This window comes from Thalassobaculum salexigens DSM 19539 (genome assembly GCF_000423805.1).
GTDB classification, from domain to species: domain Bacteria; phylum Pseudomonadota; class Alphaproteobacteria; order Thalassobaculales; family Thalassobaculaceae; genus Thalassobaculum; species Thalassobaculum litoreum.
Genome location: NZ_KE384095.1, coordinates 167,028 through 184,100, shown reverse-complemented (window position 1 = coordinate 184,100; position 17,073 = coordinate 167,028). Strand labels below are relative to the sequence as shown.

General features: G+C 68.4%; 18 protein-coding genes and 1 other RNA gene. 6 read left to right on the top strand and 13 right to left on the bottom strand.

What is annotated here, in order from left to right; translation table 11 throughout:
* Positions 1–40: 40 nt before the first annotated feature.
* The gene (locus G578_RS0121265) at positions 41–1,390 is read right to left on the bottom strand and encodes a CoA transferase (protein WP_028795948.1); all 1,350 of its coding nucleotides are present in this window, start codon (positions 1,388–1,390) and stop codon (positions 41–43) included.
* 4 nt (positions 1,391–1,394) lie between these two features.
* Positions 1,395–2,831 carry a helix-turn-helix domain-containing protein gene (locus G578_RS0121260; protein WP_028795947.1) on the bottom strand — a complete coding sequence of 479 codons (1,437 nt, stop codon included), beginning with the start codon at positions 2,829–2,831 and terminating at the stop codon, positions 1,395–1,397.
* Between the two features lie 239 nt (positions 2,832–3,070).
* Here G578_RS0121260 and aceA point away from each other — a divergent pair, with 239 nt between their 5' ends.
* Both aceA and G578_RS0121250 read left to right on the top strand, forming a co-directional pair.
* Positions 3,071–4,369: an isocitrate lyase gene (aceA, locus tag G578_RS0121255; RefSeq protein ID WP_038015620.1), complete on the top strand. Its 1,299-nt coding sequence runs from the start codon at positions 3,071–3,073 to the stop codon at positions 4,367–4,369.
* Between the two features lie 14 nt (positions 4,370–4,383).
* Positions 4,384–4,587: a DUF4170 domain-containing protein gene (locus G578_RS0121250; RefSeq protein WP_028795945.1), complete on the top strand. Its 204-nt coding sequence runs from the start codon at positions 4,384–4,386 to the stop codon at positions 4,585–4,587.
* A 78-nt stretch (positions 4,588–4,665) separates the two neighbouring features.
* Here the strand turns inward: G578_RS0121250 and G578_RS0121245 are convergent, their stop codons facing one another.
* The 4 genes from G578_RS0121245 to eda form a co-directional block, all read right to left on the bottom strand.
* Positions 4,666–5,442, bottom strand: a complete 777-nt coding sequence (locus tag G578_RS0121245) for a sulfite exporter TauE/SafE family protein (RefSeq protein WP_028795944.1) — start codon at positions 5,440–5,442, stop codon at positions 4,666–4,668.
* Positions 5,439–6,005, bottom strand: a complete 567-nt coding sequence (locus tag G578_RS28760) for a GNAT family N-acetyltransferase (RefSeq protein ID WP_156907421.1) — start codon at positions 6,003–6,005, stop codon at positions 5,439–5,441. The genes G578_RS0121245 and G578_RS28760 overlap by 4 nt, the downstream gene beginning before the upstream one ends.
* 223 nt (positions 6,006–6,228) lie before the next feature.
* Entirely contained in the window at positions 6,229–6,756 is a 528-nt protein-coding gene (locus G578_RS0121235) for a PAS domain-containing protein (RefSeq protein WP_028795943.1), read from the bottom strand.
* An 85-nt stretch (positions 6,757–6,841) separates the two neighbouring features.
* Positions 6,842–7,471 carry a bifunctional 4-hydroxy-2-oxoglutarate aldolase/2-dehydro-3-deoxy-phosphogluconate aldolase gene (gene eda, locus G578_RS0121230; protein ID WP_028795942.1) on the bottom strand — a complete coding sequence of 210 codons (630 nt, stop codon included), beginning with the start codon at positions 7,469–7,471 and terminating at the stop codon, positions 6,842–6,844.
* A gap of 161 nt (positions 7,472–7,632) precedes the next feature.
* Here eda and ffs point away from each other — a divergent pair.
* The 4 genes from ffs (at position 7,633) to recR (ending at position 10,742) form a co-directional block, all read left to right on the top strand.
* Positions 7,633–7,723: signal recognition particle sRNA small type (gene ffs / locus G578_RS29260), an RNA gene on the top strand.
* 121 nt (positions 7,724–7,844) lie between these two features.
* Positions 7,845–9,797, top strand: coding sequence for a DNA polymerase III subunit gamma/tau (locus tag G578_RS27555; RefSeq protein WP_051245134.1), 1,953 nt, complete (start codon positions 7,845–7,847; stop codon positions 9,795–9,797).
* A 3-nt stretch (positions 9,798–9,800) separates the two neighbouring features.
* On the top strand, positions 9,801–10,124 hold the full coding sequence (locus G578_RS0121215) for a YbaB/EbfC family nucleoid-associated protein (protein ID WP_028795940.1): 324 nt from the start codon (positions 9,801–9,803) through the stop codon (positions 10,122–10,124).
* Positions 10,125–10,148: 24 nt separating this feature from the next.
* A complete protein-coding gene (gene recR, locus G578_RS0121210) occupies positions 10,149–10,742 on the top strand; it encodes a recombination mediator RecR (protein WP_028795939.1) in 594 nt (197 codons plus the stop codon).
* Between the two features lie 30 nt (positions 10,743–10,772).
* Here recR and G578_RS0121205 read toward each other — a convergent pair whose 3' ends face one another.
* The 7 genes from G578_RS0121205 to G578_RS27540 all read right to left on the bottom strand — a co-directional run bounded on the left by G578_RS0121205 (position 10,773) and on the right by G578_RS27540 (position 16,914).
* Positions 10,773–11,717, bottom strand: coding sequence for a hypothetical protein (locus G578_RS0121205; protein ID WP_156907420.1), 945 nt, complete (start codon positions 11,715–11,717; stop codon positions 10,773–10,775).
* Positions 11,718–11,995: 278 nt separating this feature from the next.
* The gene (gene zapE, locus G578_RS0121200) at positions 11,996–13,168 is read right to left on the bottom strand and encodes a cell division protein ZapE (RefSeq protein ID WP_245565667.1); all 1,173 of its coding nucleotides are present in this window, start codon (positions 13,166–13,168) and stop codon (positions 11,996–11,998) included.
* Entirely contained in the window at positions 13,158–13,907 is a 750-nt protein-coding gene (locus tag G578_RS0121195) for an SDR family oxidoreductase (protein ID WP_028795936.1), read from the bottom strand. Before G578_RS0121195 ends, zapE begins: the two co-directional genes overlap by 11 nt.
* Before the next feature lie 43 nt (positions 13,908–13,950).
* Positions 13,951–14,673, bottom strand: coding sequence for a hypothetical protein (locus tag G578_RS0121190; RefSeq protein WP_028795935.1), 723 nt, complete (start codon positions 14,671–14,673; stop codon positions 13,951–13,953).
* 147 nt (positions 14,674–14,820) lie between these two features.
* Positions 14,821–15,750: an ABC transporter substrate-binding protein gene (locus G578_RS27550; RefSeq protein WP_038015616.1), complete on the bottom strand. Its 930-nt coding sequence runs from the start codon at positions 15,748–15,750 to the stop codon at positions 14,821–14,823.
* Complete coding sequence (locus tag G578_RS27545; protein ID WP_211228987.1) at positions 15,750–16,106, bottom strand: lipid-A-disaccharide synthase N-terminal domain-containing protein; 357 nt, start codon at positions 16,104–16,106, stop codon at positions 15,750–15,752. The genes G578_RS27550 and G578_RS27545 overlap by 1 nt, the downstream gene beginning before the upstream one ends.
* On the bottom strand, positions 16,099–16,914 hold the full coding sequence (locus tag G578_RS27540) for a glycosyltransferase family 2 protein (protein ID WP_084619097.1): 816 nt from the start codon (positions 16,912–16,914) through the stop codon (positions 16,099–16,101). The genes G578_RS27545 and G578_RS27540 overlap by 8 nt, the downstream gene beginning before the upstream one ends.
* Between the last annotated feature and the right edge of the window lie 159 nt (positions 16,915–17,073).

Genomic DNA, 17,073 nt, shown 5'->3' with positions numbered 1-17,073 from the left:
CTGGCCCCAGGTCAACCGTGCAGGCGACCACGGCGGCCGGCTACCAGGTCGGCGGCGACGAGCGAAGCGCGGTCGCCGGCCGGTCGTAGCGCATCGCGCAGCCGTCGATCGCCACCGGCGGCTTCAGACGCAGCGCCGGTCCCCGGCCGGTGCTCTCCGGCCGCGGCCAGAAGTCGGCGTCGCCGCGCGGCGCCAGAGGGCCGTCCAGGTCCTCCGGGTCGTTGTCGGTCACCAGCTTGGCGGTGCGGGCGAGGGAGGCCCGGACCCGCAGGACCCGGCCGGTTGACCGTCGCTCGGCGATGCCGCGCAGGGCGCCGATCGCCATGAGATATCCGGTGGCGTGATCCAGCGCCTGGACCGGCAGCGGCACCGGCTTGTCCGCACCCCGGCGGATCATGCCGGCATGGGCGATGCCGCTCGACATCTGCAGCAGGCTGTCGAAGGCCCGACGGGTCCGCCACGGCCCGCTCCAGCCATAGGCGTCCAGGGACACGTCGATCAGGGCGGGGTTCAGCGCTCGGCGTGTCTCGATTCCAAAGCCTATCTTCTCCAGCGCATCGCTGCGATAGCCATGGATGAACAGGTCCGCCTCCGACAGCAGCTTGGCAAAAGTCTCCCGGTCGGCCTCCTTGGTCAGATCGAGGCCGGTGCAGCGCTTGCCGAGCGTCATGTCGGGCTCCAGCAGCGGCTCCTCCCACCAGGGCGGATCGACCCGTAGCACATCGGCCCCGAACCCGGCGAGAAACCGGCCGCAGGCGGGGCCGGCCAGGACTCGTGTGCAGTCCAGAACCTTCAACCCGACGAGCGGGCGGGCGGGATCGACGTCACGCCCGTCGGGCGGCCCGTCGCTCCAGTCCATGTGGATCAGCGGTTCGGCGTTGGCCGCCATGCCCTGGGGATGCGCTTTCCAAGCCTCAATGGAGCGCATCTCCGCGGCACAGCCGTTTTCCGCCACCACCGCGGTCTCCAGCGCCTTCGCCTCCCATTGCGCGACGGCGGGGGCCATGGCGGCGCGGTCGGCATGGTCGCCGAGCACCCGCTGGGCGGCGGCCCGGTGGTGCGGCGCGTTGGTGTGCAGCCGGATCCAGCCGTCCCTGGTCGGATAATCGCCGGCGATCGAGTCCCAGATCCCCGGGATCTCCCAGCCCAGGGCCTCGAAGGTCAGGTCGTACCAGAACGAGGCCTGCCGGCGGTCGACCGTCACGCCCGGCACCGTGCCGCAGGCCTGGCCGATCAGCCGCGCGACTTCGACGGAGGCGGCACCGACGGTCGCGGCCGCCAGATCGGTTACCGCGAAGACCGAGGGCAGGCCGCCCTCGCCGGTGACGGCGAAGGATGCGGGTTCGTCATCGCCGAGCGCCCCGGCGATGTGGTCGAGAAATCCGTCCATGTGGCTACCTCGCGAAGTCGAAAGGCTGGGTCCGGCGCATGCTGTCGTCGATGCGCAGGCGGTGGTTGACGGGCGGATGCGCCCGCTGGGTGCAGTCGAGCCGCTCGCAGACCCGGCAGCTCACGCCGGCCGGCGTGGCTTGCGGCTTGCGCTTGGCGTCGTGCCCGTCGGCATAGACCAGGTGCTTGGCCTCCTTCCACTCGCAACCCAGCGCGATGGCGTAGCGCGGCTGCAAAGGGTCGCGGCCGCCGCCGATGACATCCAGGGTGCGGGCCAGCAGGAACAGGGTCGTGCCGTCGGGCAGGGCAGCCACCTGGGTCTGGATCTGACCCGGTGTGCGGAACACGTCATGCACCGCGAGCCGGGGGCAGGTGCCGCCGAACCGGGCGAAATGATAGCCGCCGCCGGACAGCCGCTTGGAGATGTTGCCGGCATTGTCGATCCGCAGAAAGAAGAACGGTACCCCGCGGGCGCCCGGCCGCTGCAGGGTGGTCAGCCGGTGGCAGACCTGCTCGAAGCTGGCACCGAAGCGCCGGCGCAGCAGCTCCACGTCGTAGCGCAGCTCCTGGGCCGCCTTCAGGAAAGGGGCATAGGGCATCATCAGCGCGCCGGCGAAATAGGCCGCCAAGGTCGCCCGCAGCAGTCCGTGCGCCTCCTCGCCGCACAGGCCCGCCCGGGTGACCAGATCGTCCAACAGGTCGCGCTCGGTGATCAGCACGAACTGAACCGCCAGGTTGAACACCCGGCCCGACGCGAGCAGCGACTCGGAGATCAGGATGCGGCGGCGGTGATGGTCCCAGCGCCGCAGGGTGTCGCCCATCACCTCAACCGGCATGATCCGCACGCCGATGCCGTGGTCGCGTTCGATATGGTCGCGCAGGCCGGCGAACAGGGCGTCTCGGTCCAGGGCGGCGCTCTCCCACACCTGCTCGGCAAGCCGCTCCATCGGATCGAAATAGTTGCTCTCGCCCTGCAGGAAGTCGCGGACCTCCTCCACCGGAGCCACGGTCATCGAGGCTTCGAGGCCGCCGTCGCCGCCCTCCCGGTGGGCCAGCGCCTGGGCGGTCTCCCAGAGCTGGCGGTAGGCCTGATACAGGCTGAGCACGCCCTGGGCGGCGGCGGGCGCCGCGCCGACCAGCTCGCGGATTTCGCGGTCGGAGACGCGTTGGCCCTCGAACAGGGTGTCACCGAACACCTCCGACAGGCCGGCGGCGAGGCGCTGGTCGTCATCCTCGGCGAAGGCCTTCAGGTCGATCTCGAAGGTCTGGCCGAGCTTGAACAGCAGCGGCACGGTCACCGGCCGCTGGTTGTGCTCGATCAGGTTGAGATAGCTGGGGGAAATGCCGATCTGGGCCGCCATTTCGGTCTGGCTCAGCCCGGTATCCATTCTGAAGCGCCGGACCTTGTGGCCCAGCATGGCCTTGCGATCGAGGCTTTCCATTCCCCTTGGTCCGCCCATTGGGCTCTCAGCGTGTCGGGAAGACAGTCTAGAGCGGGTTTTTTGCGGATGCGAACACTTTACGAATTTTACAGGAACAGGCGGATTGGATTTACGCCTGTTACATATTTACTCTTTTTCAAACAACGTTTTATGGACGTCTTCCTCGATCCGCTCCTACGGTTCCCTTGCATTGCGGCGCAGCAGAAGGCGCCGCGGGACCGATGGAGAGGACCGCAGGAATGACCAGTTTCGAGGAGCATACCCAGACCGGCCTGGGCCGTTTCGACAATGTGCGGCGCGACTACGCGATGGCGGATGTCGCACGGCTGGCCGGCTCGGTGCGGGTCGAGCATACGCTCGCCCGGCGCGGGGCCGAGCGGCTGTGGCACCTGCTGAACACCGAGCCCTATGTCAACACGCTCGGAGCGCTGACCGGCAACCAGGCGATGCAGCAGGTCAAGGCGGGGCTGAAGGCCATCTACCTGTCCGGCTGGCAGGTCGCCGCCGACGCCAACAGCGCCGGGGCGATGTATCCCGACCAGAGCCTGTACCCGGTGAATTCCGGCCCGGAGCTGGTCCGCCGGATCAACAACACCTTCATGCGCGCCGACCAGATCCAGACGATGGAGCAGTCCGGCGATACCGACTTCTTCGCGCCGATCGTCGCCGATGCGGAGGCCGGATTCGGCGGCGCGCTGAACGCCTTCGAGCTGGCCAAGGCCTATATCGAGGCCGGGGCCGCCGGCATCCATTTCGAGGATCAGCTCGCCTCGGAGAAGAAGTGCGGCCACATGGGCGGCAAGGTGCTGATCCCGACCCAGCAGCATATCGGGACGCTGAACGCCGCCCGGCTGGCCGCCGACGTCATGGGCGTGCCGACGCTGATCATCTGCCGCACCGACGCGGAGAGTGCGAAGCTCATCACCTCCGACGTGGACGAGCGCGACCACCCGTTCCTCACCGGCGAACGTACGGCGGAGGGCTTCTACCGGCTGAAGGACGGCACCAGCTTCGAGCGCTGCGTCGCCCGGGGGCTGGCCTACGCGCCGTATTCCGACCTGTTGTGGATGGAGACATCCACGCCGGATCTGGACCAGGCGAAGCGCTTCGCCGAGGCGATCCGGTCGGAGTTCCCCGACCAGATGCTGGCCTACAACTGTTCGCCCTCCTTCAACTGGGCGGCCAACCTGGACAAGGACGATATCGCCCGGTTCCAGCGCGAGATCGGCGCCATGGGCTACAAGTTCCAGTTCGTCACGCTCGCCGGTTTCCACAGCCTGAACCACGGCATGTTCGAGCTGGCCCGCGGCTATGCCGAGCGCGGCATGGCGGCCTACTCCGAGTTGCAGAACGCCGAATTCGCCAGCGAGGCGGACGGCTACACCGCGACCCGCCACCAGCGCGAGGTCGGCACGGGGTATTTCGACGCGGTCTCCGTCGCCATCAAGGGCGGCGCGTCGTCCACCACCGCGCTCGCCGACAGCACCGAGGCGGCGCAGTTCCGAAAGAAGGCCCCGCTGCAGAGCGCGGCCGAGTGAGAGGAGGACACATCATGCCGGAACATCGTTACTGGGTGATCGGCGGCGAATACGCCAGCACCGCCTTCGACCGCGTGGTGGAGGGAACCGAGCGGATCCTGGGGCCATACCTGTGCCGAGACGAGGCCCATAAGGCCTGGGAGGAAGTCGCCGTGGAGACCCGGGCCATCTGCCTCGCCCGCTTCACCATCGTCCAGGAGGGCGCGCGGGCGGCGTAATGCGCCCTGCGTTGGACTGCCTTCGACCGCCTTCCCAGCTCCGCTCCGGGAAGGCGGTCTGCATTTGGGCGGGCGTCGTTAGAGCAGGCTCTTGGCGATGGCGACGACGGCGAGCACCGTCAGCAACACGAGAGCGGCACGCTTCACATGGCCCGGGTCGGCGATGCCGTAGAGGTGACGACCGGCGAGCACGGCCAGCTCCACGATCGGGGCGAGCACCAGGGCGCGCCAGCCGACCGTCTCGGTGATGATGCCGAACCAGAGCATCGCGGCCAGCGCGGCCAGATCGCTGAACAGGAAGAAGGCGATGGATGTCGCCCGCAGCGTCGCCACTGGCAGCGGCGAGGAGAGATACAGCAGGATCACCGGCGGGCCGGGCATGCCCATGGTGCCGGACAGGAAGCCTGCCGCCATGCCGGTGCCGGTCAGCAGCGGCGCACCGGGAGGCCGAGCCATCTGGAACCCCCGGGCGATGATCAGCACGGCGATCAGCACCATCACGCCGATGGCGAGCCGCATGGTCTCCGCGTCGAGGGAGGACAGCAGCCAGGCGCCGAGCGGGATCGCCGGCAGGGCGCCGAGCACCAGGAAGGACACGCCGCGCCGGTCCACGTCGTGGCGGACCGAGGGCAGCATCCGCACCCCGGCCAGGATGTCGAGCAGCAGCGCGATCGGGACAATCTCCACCGGCGCGATGACCAGGCTGGTGGACGTCACGACGATCAGCGGAAAGCCGAAGCCTGTGAAGCCGCGCACCACGCCGGCGACGATGCAGGCGCCGACAACGGCCGCCCAGATCGGGGCCTGCCAGCCCAGAAAGACAAGGTCCTGAAAGCCGGCGGTGAGCCCGCTCACCCGGCCGCCCGGAGCGCGGTCACGTCACCGGCTCCTCGAACCCACCTCCAGGGCCGGATCGGTCGCGTGCCTTTGCGCGGCAGCGCATCCAGCGCGCCGGCCTTCAGGTCGCGGACCTGCAGCCATCCGGCCTTCAGCGGTCCCGGCATCTCGAAGCCGTAAGGCGGGGCGGGCTCGAAGCCGAAGGGGAGGTAGTAGGACGGCTCGCCGGACACCAGGCAGATGTCCCAGCCGCCGTCGCGTGCCGCCTGCAGGCCGTGGGAGACCAGCGCGCGGCCGAGGCCCTGACCCTGCATGGTCGGGCAGACGGCGAGCGGACCGAGCAGGACGGCGGAGATGTCCTGGCCGGCATCGGCTCGGCCCACATCCACCTGCCAGAACCGGATCGTGGCCAGCACCCGGCCGTCGATCGGATCGTCGGCGACGAAGGCGAGGCCCTCGGCGACCGGGCCCTGACGCAGGCGCCAGACGGTGCGGCCCTTGCGATCGGTGCCGAAACCGAGGTCGTTCAGATGCTCGACGGCGGAAGTGTCGGCGGGAAGTTCGGCGCGGATGTGAAACATGGCGATGACCTGATCCGGAGAGGGCGTCGAAACCCCGTTCCGGTCGGCCGGCACGGGGGCGTTCAGATGCTGGGAAGCACCTGTCGTCGTCGCTCCAATCGGGTATGCCGGTCGTTCATAGGTCTGGTCCCCTGTCAGACCTTTGCAAATACCGCAAACCCGGACGGGTCTCCATAGATTTTTCGCCGGGTCTGGATCGCGTGCGGCGCGCGTTGCAGAAACATCACGTTGTCACCAGGACCGCCTTGGCGTTCTCCACGGGGGCGGTACCCGGCACGATGACCATCGGATCGGTGCGGCGGTCCTCGCGGCTGTTCGGCCAGGTCTGCACCACCAGAACCTGGGTCACCGGCCCCTGGTCGGTGGCGCCGATCGGCAGCATGACCCGGCGGGTCCACAGGAATCCGCCCACGTCCCAGCGGAAGCGGCTGGCGGTAAAGACCGGCTGCCAATGCCTGATCGCCAGGGCGAAGGCGCCTTCCAGATAGGCGCGGTAGTCGCCGGAGAAGATCTCGTCCGAGCGGCGCCCGACGAAGTTGGTCCCCCAGCGATGCACCATCTCGTCGCCGACCACCCGGTAGCGCACCCGGCCCTGCGGGGTCATCACCTCGGCGAGGATCAGATAGGGGAACAGGTGCGGCGGTATCCGGAGCGGATCGATCTCCCGGCGGGTCGGCAATCCGCCGACCGGGCGATGCTCGGTCCAGAAGGCGATGGCGGATGCCAGCACCGGGTCGTCGTCAGCCTGCATCGTATGCGCTCGAAGCTTGCACGACGTCATACTAGCGCGTGACAGGGGCCGGCGACAGAGCGGATGGCTGGGGCCTGGGGACGGCTCACCCCCTGAGCGCCGCCGCGTGCCCGGCCGTGTCACGCACGGCGGCCCAGTCGCGGCTGCGGATGGCGTCGGTCGGTGCTGGGAAGCTGCCGCCGACGCAGAGCACGTTCGCCAGGGCCAGATAGTCCTGGGCATCCGACGGCCCAATCCCGCCGGTCGGACAGAAACGCAGGTCCGGCAGCACCGGCTGGATCTGCTTCAAGGCCGCCGGCCCGCCGGCCGTCTTGGCCGGGAAGAACTTCAGCGTGTCCAGCCCGGCGCGACGCGCCGCCATCGCCTCCGACACCGTCTGGACGCCCGGCAGCAGAGGCAGTCCCGCCGCCTTGCAGGCCGCGACCAGCGACAGGTCCAGCCCCGGGGAGACGGCGAACTGCGCCCCGGTCGCCAGCACGTCGGCGATCCGGTCCGGGTCGAGCAGGGTGCCGACGCCGGCGATCATCTCCGGCACCTCGGCGCGGATCGCCCGGACCGCCTCCAGGGCCGCCGGCGTGCGCATCGTCACCTCGATCACCGAGATGCCGCCGTCCAGCAGCGCGCGGGCGAGGTCCGGGCCGTCGCTCGGATCGTCGATGGTGACGACCGGGATCACCGGCCCCCGGGTCAGGATATCGCGCACGGCGAGGGTCATGGTCGCTCTCTCGGCTTCTGGCGTGCGTCCGCTCGTGGCGTCCGTCTGCGCCCCAACGATAGGGGCCGCGTGGCCGCAACTCAAGGAGACCGGGCCGTTGCACATGGTCGGGGACGCCGTCCTTGCGTCACCCCCCGGCGACACCCTATATGGGGGGTGGAAGGCTGGCGCGGACGGGCTCCTCGCCAACCCGGTCAGGTCCGGAAGGAAGCAGCCGTAACGAGTTTCGGTCCGGGTCGCTGCCAGTCTTCCACCTCTCCCCTTCGTGTCCGAGCCCACCCATCGATCCCACCGGTCGATCCCACTGGTCGATCCCTGAGAAATCGGGGATCGCGTTCTTTCATGTGCGGGGACGCCGCCCTATGATCGCGCGATGAACGATGCCCCGCCCTCCGCCCAGGACGCCGCCCCGAGCGAGTATCGGGTATTGGCGCGGAAATACCGGCCCCAGACCTTCGACGATCTGAAGGGCCAGGACGCGCTCGTGCGCACCCTGCGCAACGCCTTCGAGCAGAACCGGGTGCACCATGCCTTCGTGCTGACCGGCGTGCGCGGGGTCGGCAAGACCACCACCGCCCGGATCATCGCCAAGGGCTTGAACTGCATCGGTCCGGACGGCCAGGGCGGGCCGACCATGAAGCCCTGCGGGGTGTGCGACAACTGCCGCGCCATCGCCGAGGACCGGCATGTCGACGTGCTGGAGATGGACGCCGCCTCGCATACCGGCGTCGACGACGTGCGCGAGCTGATCGAGAACGTGCGCTACCGGCCGGTGGCCGGCCGCTACAAGGTCTACATCGTCGACGAAGTGCACATGCTCTCCAAGAACGCCTTCAACGCGCTGCTGAAGACGCTGGAGGAGCCGCCGGAACACGCCAAGTTCATCTTCGCCACCACCGAGATCCGCAAGGTGCCGATCACGGTGCTGTCGCGCTGCCAGCGCTTCGACCTGCGGCGTATCGACATCGCCCTGCTGGTCGAGCTGTTCGAGCGGGTCTGCCGGGACGAGGGCGTGGAGGCCGAGGCCGAGGCGCTGCGGCTGGTGGCCCGCGCCGCCGACGGCTCCGCCCGCGACGGGCTGTCGATCCTGGACCAGGCGATCGCGCTGGCCTCCGGACCGGTCACGGTCGAGGGCGTGCGCGACATGCTGGGCCTGGTCGACCGGGTGCGGATCTACGACCTGTTCGAGGCGGTGATGGCCGGGCGGATCGCCGATGGTCTCACCGTGCTGTCGGAGCTGTATGACGGCGGGGCCGATCCGGTCGTGGTGATTCAGGACCTGATGGAACTGACCCACGCGATCACCCGGATGAAGGCCGCGCCGCAGGCGGCGGGGGCGAACGATCTGGGCGAATCCGAGCGCGAGCGCGGCAAGGCGCTGGCCGAGACTCTGGCGGTACCGTCGCTGACCCGCACCTGGCAGATGCTGGCCAAGGGCCTGGGCGAGGTGCAGACCGCCCCGGTGCCGATCGCCGCCGCCGAGATGGTGCTCATCCGCGTCGCCCATAGCGCCGACATGCCCGACCCCGCCGATCTGGTGCGGATGCTGACCGACGGTACGGCGCTGCCGGCCGGTGGCGCCGCCCCGTCCGCGCCGGCGCCCGCCACCTCCGGTCCGTCTGCCTCCGTTGCACCCCCCTCGATGCCCGCCGCCACTGCGGCGCCGGTTGCCGCCGCCCCGCCGCCCGCGGCGTCGCCGCAAATGGCCCCGGCGCCCGATCCGGTGCCGGACCACGTGTCCTCCGACTACGGGATGGCGGCCGATCCCGGCGGCGATTTCGACGGTCCGGGCTACGCGGACGATGGTGTGCCGGATTTCGTCACCGCCGGCCCGCCCCCCGAGGATGACGAGGGGCCGGCCGGCGATCCCGACGATGCTCTGGATCCGGTGCCGACCGACTTCGCCGGCGTGGCCGAACTGGCCTTCCGCCGGGGCGAGGCGATCCTGGGCGCGACGTTGACCAACAAGGTGCATCCGGTCACCGTCGAACCCGGTCGTTTGGAACTGCGGCCGCAGAAGGGCGTTGATTCCCGGTTGATCGGGTTGCTGGCCGGTCATCTGCAGCGCTGGACTGGGCGCGCCTGGACCGTCGAGATCTCCGACCAGGAGGGCGATCCGACCCTGCGCGAGCAGAAGGCGGCACAGAAGGCGGCCGTTCAGGCCGAACTGGCGGCCCACCCGGTGGTCGCCAAGGTGCTGGAACTGTTCCCCGGCGCTGAGATAGACACGGTGGTCGAACTGGCCGCGCCCGAACCGGAGGCGGCCGACCTGCAAAGCGATATGTCCCCTGACCCGCTCCGGGCGGGTCAAGCAAACGAGGCGTAGGCGATGAAAAATCTTGGCCAGATGATGAAGCAGGCCCAGGAAATGCAGACCCGCATGCAGGAAATGCAGGAGCGGATGGAGCAGACGGAGATCGAGGGCACCGCCGGCGGCGGCATGGTCTCGGTCACCATGACGGCCAAGGGCTCGGCCCGGAAGATCAAGATCGATCCGGCGCTGATGGACGCCACCGAGACCGAGGTGCTGGAGGACCTGCTGGTCGCCGCGCTGAACGATGCCCGCGCCAAGGCGGAGACGCTGCAGGCCGAGCAGATGAAGGAACTCACCGGCGGCCTGCCGCTGCCGCCCGGCTTCAAGCTGCCGTTCTGACAACGGCGGATCGGACGCGCACCAATGGCCGCTGGCGATCTCGATAGAGTGATGCATCTTCTGGCGAAGCTGCCGGGCCTTGGCCCCCGGTCGGCCCGCCGGGGGGTCCTGCACCTGATGCAGCGGCGCGAGTCGCTGATGCTGCCGCTGGCCGAGGCCCTTGCGGCGGCGGCGCGGTCGATCCGGACCTGCCGGACTTGCGGCAATTTCGACACCACCGATCCCTGCGCGATCTGCCAGGACGTGCGCCGCGATCCGGGCCTGATCTGCGTGGTCGAGGATGTGGGCGACGTCTGGGCCCTGGAGCGGGCGGCGGCCTTCAAGGGGCGCTATCACGTCATCGGCGGCGTGCTCTCCGCCCTGGACGGGGTCGGTCCGGAGGATCTGAACATCGAGAGCCTGGTCGCCCGCGCCGATACGGCGGAAGTGACCGAGGTCGTGCTGGCGATGAACGCCACGGTCGACGGTCAGACCACCGCTCATTACATCGCCGACCGGTTGGCGGGAGCCCATGTCGCGGTCTCCCGCCTGGCCCATGGCGTGCCGGTCGGGGGCGAATTGGATTATCTCGACGACGGCACCCTGACCCAGGCAATGAAGGCCCGGCAGAGCGTCTGACGCGACGGTTATACGTTTGATCGCCTGCGGTCAGGCGGCGTTGGCGAATTTGGGCGCCCGGCGCTCCATGGCCCAGAGGCGGTCGAGACCCGGCTTCACCTCGGCGGCGACGAAGTCGGCGCGCTTGTCCGGACTGCCGCCGCCGCTCGGGAATTTCTGCTCCCACTCGTAGATCTTGACCGTCAGGCCGCAGAGCACTTCGGCCAGGCTGCGCTGGTGGCGCGAGATGGCGCCGCGCACGGCGTTGAAAGTCTCGACGGTCACCTGATCCCAGCGCACGACCGTTTCGCGGTCGAAACCATTGAACCGGCGCGTCACCGAGTTGGAGACGAAGGTCAGGATCTCCTCCACCCGGGCGATCGCCTTCTGCATCGACTGGTCGTGGCGCAGGTTGCCGGAATCCTTCACATCGCCGATCCAGGACAGCAGGCGGTTCACCGCCGGCAGGCAGTACAGGAAGTAGCTGCGGTAATAGGACAGCGCCAGATAGGTGTCGCCATAGCTCTCCAGCATGTCCGGGAGCTGTTCGACGCCGATGCCGAGACCGTTGGCCATGCTGTCGATGCGCTTGCGGACCACGGCCGTGTCGGGGGTCGCCACCCGCTCGATCAGGGTCTCCAGATCGTTCGGCCCGTCGGCGTCGCCATCGCCGTAGAGATGCTGCATCAACGGTCGCGTGATGTTCTGCATCAGCGGCATCAGTTCCCGCTTCTTGGCGCTCGAGAGTTGGAAGGCGTCCAGGCTAAGGATATCCACGCCGGCCTGGCGCAGGCCGATCCGCAGGGTATAGGGGTCGAAGGCCGGAAGCTGGCTGAGCCGGCGCAGCAGCAGGATGTCGTCCTTCAGATCGCCCTGGTCGGGGAAGAAGTCCGGCACTTCCTCGACGGCGATCTGGCCCGACCCCATGCCCTTCTCGCGAAACAGCTCGATGCGGGTTTCCAGGCGCACGTTGCGGATCAGACGCGCGGAGCGCATGGCGGCTGTCTTAATCGGTACGATCGCAAGCGGAAGTGTGTGGATCGAATCCCGATCGTATTCCGCTATCTCGTGGATCATGCCGGTCGCATCGGGCATGGAATTGTCGCTCTCCCCAATCGCCGCTCAATAAAGCTTTGTCAAAGCATCGTCCCGGCGACAGTCTGCAGACGATCATCGTAATATTCAAAGTCTTTTAGGGAAATTTCCGCAAAACGCAATGCATCTCGCCATATCCGCGTGGTGCGAAGTATTAAATCGCGCCTCGGGCGGAGCCCTTATGGACGATGGGGTTTTGAGACGTAGTCTTCGGACCGCATTTCCATAAGGCGCGAGATCGTCCTATCGAACTCAAACCCCCAGTCGGAGCCGGCGTAGAGCGCCTCCGGCTCGTCCGCCGCCGAACAGACCAGGGTGGTGTGCCGTTCATAGAGCGCGTCGATCAGCATCATGAAGCGGCGCGCCTGATCGCGGATGGCGTCGCTCATGGTCGGGATGCCGTCGATCACGATTGCGCGATACTTCTTCGCCAGGGCCAAAAAATCGGCCGGACCGAGCGGCTTGGCGCACAGATCCTCGAACTGGAACCGGGCGACGCCCTTGGCGGCGCGCTCGACCGGCATTTCCCGGCCATGGACGATCACCACATCCGGCTCGGGGACGGCGCCGCCCGTCATCTCGGCGAACAGGTGGTCGAGGGTCTTTTCGGCCGCGGCATCCGCGGGGGTCACGTAGACCTTCTCGCCCACAAGCCGGTCGAGGCGGTAGTCGGTGCCCTCGCCGAGATCGACGATGTCGAGCCGCGCCTTCACCAGTTCGATGAAGGGCAGGAAGCGCTCGCGCTGCAGCCCGTTCTTATAGAGTTCGTCCGGATGCCGGTTCGAGGTGGCGACGACGATCACGCCGCGCTCGAACAGGGCGGTGAACAGCCGCGAGAGAATCATCGCGTCGGCGATGTCGCGCACCTCCATCTCGTCGAAGCACAGCAGATGCGCGTCGCGCGCGATCTCCTGGGCGGCGCGGGCGAAGGGCATCTCGCCGCCGATGCCGCGCTGGCGGATGTGGTGGATGAGGCTGTGCGCCTCCTGCATGAACTCGTGGAAATGGACGCGCCGCTTGTGCGCCACCTCGGCGGCGTCGAAGAACAGGTCCATCAGCATGGACTTGCCCCGCCCGACCGGACCGTAGAGGTAGACGCCGCGCGGTACCTCCGCCTTGCCGGAATCCCAGCCGCCCAGGAAGCGGCGGACCAGTCCGCCGCCCTTCGGCGACTTCGCGCGCCAGCCGGTAACCGTTTCGGCAAGCGCGTCAAGTCGCCTGGCGGCCTCCTCCTGATCCGGATCCGCGGTGATCGCACCGGCCTTCAGCAGCGCGGCATATCGCTCCAGGGGCCGGCCGTCGGGAACTGCGGAGCAGTCGACGACCAGCTTCTGCGCACCGTCAGCGGCCACCATTCACTTCCAGGACGGTTCCGACACAATAGGCGGCGTGGTCCGACAGCAGCCAGACGATGGCCTCGGCGACCTCCTCGGCGGTGCCGGCCCGGCCGATCGGCACCAGGGCGCCGAGACGCGAAGCCCGGTCGGGCGCACCGGCGGTGGCGTGGATGTCGGTGTCGATCATGCCCGGGGCCACGGCGTTCACTCGGATGCCTTCGCTGGCGACCTCGCGGGCGAGGCCGAGGGTCCAGGCATCGACCGCGCCCTTGGAGGCGGCGTAATGCACGAACTCGTTCGGTGAGCCGACACGCGGCGCGATGGAGGAGGTGTTGACGATCGGGCCGCCCTTGCCGCCGCGCTTGGTCGACATGCGGCGGACCGCCTCGCGGTTGGTGATCATCAGGCCGATGACGTTGAGGTTGATCACCTCCTGCATGGCCGCGGTGCTCATGTCCTCGACCCGGGTGATCTTGCCGGTGATGCCGGCATTGGCGACGACGCCGCCAACCGGGCCCAGTTCCTTCTCCGCCGTCTCGAACAGGGCCAGGATGTCGGCCTCGCTGGCCATGTCGCCCTTGACGGTGATCGCCCGCCGGCCGGCATCCGTCACCTGTTTGGCGACCGCCTCGGCGGCGGTCGCGTTGGCGGTGTAGTTGATCGCGACGTCCCAGCCCTGGGCCGCGGCAAGGCGGCAGGTCGCGGCGCCGATGCCGCGCGAGCCTCCGGTGACGATCAGGACCTTGTCGGACATCGCGAATTCCCCCGTTTAGCTGTGCCCGTCGCCAGTGGCGGGCTTATTGAGCGGCCGGCGCGGTGGCGGCCAGGTGGACCCGCGCGGTGATGCTCGCCTTCTCGGCGCCGGCCAGACCGCTGCCGCCGCCCGAGGCGGACTGGGGCATGTCGGAGCGCATCATCTGCATCTCCGCCTTGGCCATGGGCACCGGGCGGTAGGACTGGGTGAAATCGATCATGCGCACCCGGAAGCTGCGATCGGCGAAGGCCGCGTTCAGGGCGGCGATCTCCTTGCCGACCCGCTCATAGACACGCGTGCGCAGGCTGTCGGTGACGGCCTCGCGTTCCGCCATGGTCGGCGAGTAGTCGATCGAGGCGACGGTCAGCGAACGGCCCGGCTTGGTGGCACCCTTGGCCTTGGCCGAGAGATCCGACAGGGCGGCTTCCGGCAGCCGGGCCTCGGCCGTCACGCTCCACCGCTCGAACCCGGCATCGTCGGCCTGCTTGCTGAACTGGACGATCCGCCAGGTGGTGTCGATGCCGAAGCCCTGAAGGGTGGAGACCAGTTCGTCGCGGGCGGCGCCGAAGGTCCCGGCCTCGACGGCCAGATCGGCGGAGATGCGCACGGTGGCGGTGGTCGTCTCGACCCAGTCCTCGACCTCCAGCATCATCACGACCTCGTCGTCGGCGACACCCTGGCGGGTGATCGGGCCGGCTTCCTCGGCCTGCACGGGGGCGGCGAGGAGAAGCGAGGCGGCGAGCAGGGCGGCTAAGGGAAGGCGCATGGAAAGTTCCTCACGGTCAGGTGATTTCGGACCGTGAGGCGACCATAGCCAGAGGGCGAAATGAAGGCAATCCGGCGACGGTTCCGTCACGATAGGTTCCGCCACGGTACCGGCGCGGTGCCATCCCTGTGCGGTCCTGGCGGTCGGTTACGACGATCCGGCGACCGTGGCCCAGGCGGTGCCCTCGCGGGAGAAGTTGAAGGCGCCGGGATTCAGGATCTCGGCCAGGATCTCAAGCGAGGTGACCAGCCGCGGGCCGGGTCGGTTGAAATAGGCGTTGCCGTCGACCGCCCAGAGCTTCTTCTGCCGCACCGCCCGCATCGCCGCGATGGTCGGGCGGGCGATGAAGGGGGCAGCCTCCTCCATGGTGCGGGCGAGGTCGAAGCCGCAGGGCATGAAGATCATCGCGTCCGGGTCCGACTTGGCGAGCTTGGACAGGGTGGTGAATTCGGAGTGCTGGCCCTTCTTCGCCATGACCGGCACGCCGCCGGCGGCGGTCACCAGCTCCGGCACCCAGTTGCCGGCGATCATCGGCGGATCGATCCATTCGACGCAGGCGATGGTCGGCTTCGGATCCAGCGCGGCGCCGCGCATGGCGATGATCTCGACCCGCTCGCGCGCCCGCTCCGCCAGCTCGTTGCCGGCCCAGCGCAGATCGAAGGCGTCGGCCATCGTGCCGAAACTGCGCCAGACCTGATCCAGGGTCTCCGGGGCGACGGAGACCACGACGGGCTGGCTGCCGGTCCAGGTCGCCAGCGCCGCGTTCAGGTCGGCCTCGGAAACCGCGCAGGCCGTGCACTGGTGCTGGGTCAGGATGATGTCGGGCTTGGCCGCCTTCAGCGCGTCGGCATCGACCTCGAACACCGACAGCGCCTTGGTGATCAGCTTGGAGACCTGACGGTGCAGACCCCGCGACGGCTTGGCCGGATTGATCCGCGGCCGGGTCATCACCGGAACATCGACCACCTCGGCGGGGTAGTCACATTCGTGACTGCGCCCCACCAGGTGCTCGCCCATACCCAGGGCGGTGACGACTTCGGTCGCACTCGGCAGCAACGAGACGATGCGTGGGGCCATTATTGCACTGCTTCTCTGGCGGATTCCCGGGCGGCGGCTTCGGTCTCGCGGCGTTCCCGGTGGATAAGCCAGAGATTTCGGGCGTAGATGAAAAGGCCGGTTCCCTGGCCCAGGATGAAGACCGGATCCTGGCGCCACAGAGCGTAGACGAACAGTGTAGCACCGCCGGCGAGCGAGAAATACCAGAAGGCGATGGGGATGACGCTCTTGCGGCTGATCTCGCTCTTCAGCCACTGGATCAGGAACCGCATCGTGAACATGGCCTGACCGCCGAAACCGACGCAGACCATCACGATCTCTTCCGTCGACATGCCGGTGAAGGCGCCGATGAGCTTGTCGGCGAGGGTGTCAAGCATGGGTCGCTCCGTCGCTGACCGTGGCGCTGTCGTCCGACTCGCGTACCGCAACGTCGGCGGGCGCGCGCTGCATGAGCCAGACCATGCCCAACAGATCGGGGATGCCCACGGCCAGCCGGTCGAAGATCCGGTACTTCGATGTCCCGGCATGCCGGGCGCGGTGGTTGACCGGCACGACGGTCACCCGCGCGCCTTCGCGTTTCGCCAGGGCCGGCATGAAGCGGTGCATGTGATCGAAATAGGGAAACCGCAGGAACAGCGCGCGCTCGAACAGCTTGAGCGAACAGCCGGTATCCGGGTTGTCGTCCCCCAGCATGGCGCGGCGCAGGGCGTTGGCGACGCGCGAAGCCCGGCGCTTGGCCCAGGTGTCGCGCCGGTTCACCCGGTGGCCGGTCACCATCAGCGGCGTGGCCCCCTGGTCGTCCTGCCAGGCCTTGAGCAGGGCCGGGATGTCCGCCGGATCGTTCTGGCCGTCGCCGTCCAGGGTCGCGACGAGACGGCCGCGCGCGGCGGTGATGCCGCTGCGCAGGCCGGCACTCTGTCCCGAACGCCTGGAATGGGTCAGTACCCGAAGTTCCTTCACGTCACCCCGCAGTTCCGCCAGTTTCGCGCCGGTCGAGTCGGTCGACCCATCGTCGACGAACACGATCTCATACGCACACACAGAGTCGAGGGCGCCGCGGATCTCGGCGATCAGCGGACCCACATTGGCCTCCTCGTTCAGGACCGGGACGACCACCGACAGGAGCGGATCGCTCGCGGGCGCGGTATGCGGGGTCTCGGCCGGCGCGGTGGATGTCTCCGGCACGGGCGTGGTCTTTCAGTATTGACGTCGGCGCCCTGATAGCCCCGCAAGGGTCCGAGTTTCAAGGAAGATCACGCAGGGAGTACGCCGCGGGCAGGCTTCCGGTTCCCGTTGAGTCTCCAAATCGCAACGCGACTGCAAACAAAGCGTCATCGACCGCGG

Bases quoted from the DNA above. Each gene is read 5' to 3' on its own strand.
- G578_RS0121265 (WP_028795948.1), bottom strand. From the start codon at position 1,390: ATGGACGGATTTCTCGACCACATCGCCGGGGCGCTCGGCGATGACGAA.
- G578_RS0121260 (WP_028795947.1), bottom strand. From the start codon at position 2,831: ATGGAAAGCCTCGATCGCAAGGCCATGCTGGGCCACAAGGTCCGGCGC.
- aceA (WP_038015620.1), top strand. From the start codon at position 3,071: ATGACCAGTTTCGAGGAGCATACCCAGACCGGCCTGGGCCGTTTCGAC.
- G578_RS0121250 (WP_028795945.1), top strand. From the start codon at position 4,384: ATGCCGGAACATCGTTACTGGGTGATCGGCGGCGAATACGCCAGCACC.
- G578_RS28760 (WP_156907421.1), bottom strand. From the start codon at position 6,005: ATGTTTCACATCCGCGCCGAACTTCCCGCCGACACTTCCGCCGTCGAG.
- G578_RS0121235 (WP_028795943.1), bottom strand. From the start codon at position 6,756: ATGCAGGCTGACGACGACCCGGTGCTGGCATCCGCCATCGCCTTCTGG.
- eda (WP_028795942.1), bottom strand. From the start codon at position 7,471: ATGACCCTCGCCGTGCGCGATATCCTGACCCGGGGGCCGGTGATCCCG.
- G578_RS27555 (WP_051245134.1), top strand. From the start codon at position 7,845: ATGAACGATGCCCCGCCCTCCGCCCAGGACGCCGCCCCGAGCGAGTAT.
- G578_RS0121215 (WP_028795940.1), top strand. From the start codon at position 9,801: ATGAAAAATCTTGGCCAGATGATGAAGCAGGCCCAGGAAATGCAGACC.
- recR (WP_028795939.1), top strand. From the start codon at position 10,149: ATGGCCGCTGGCGATCTCGATAGAGTGATGCATCTTCTGGCGAAGCTG.
- G578_RS0121205 (WP_156907420.1), bottom strand. From the start codon at position 11,717: ATGCGCTCCGCGCGTCTGATCCGCAACGTGCGCCTGGAAACCCGCATC.
- G578_RS0121195 (WP_028795936.1), bottom strand. From the start codon at position 13,907: ATGTCCGACAAGGTCCTGATCGTCACCGGAGGCTCGCGCGGCATCGGC.
- G578_RS0121190 (WP_028795935.1), bottom strand. From the start codon at position 14,673: ATGCGCCTTCCCTTAGCCGCCCTGCTCGCCGCCTCGCTTCTCCTCGCC.
- G578_RS27550 (WP_038015616.1), bottom strand. From the start codon at position 15,750: ATGGCCCCACGCATCGTCTCGTTGCTGCCGAGTGCGACCGAAGTCGTC.
- G578_RS27545 (WP_211228987.1), bottom strand. From the start codon at position 16,106: ATGCTTGACACCCTCGCCGACAAGCTCATCGGCGCCTTCACCGGCATG.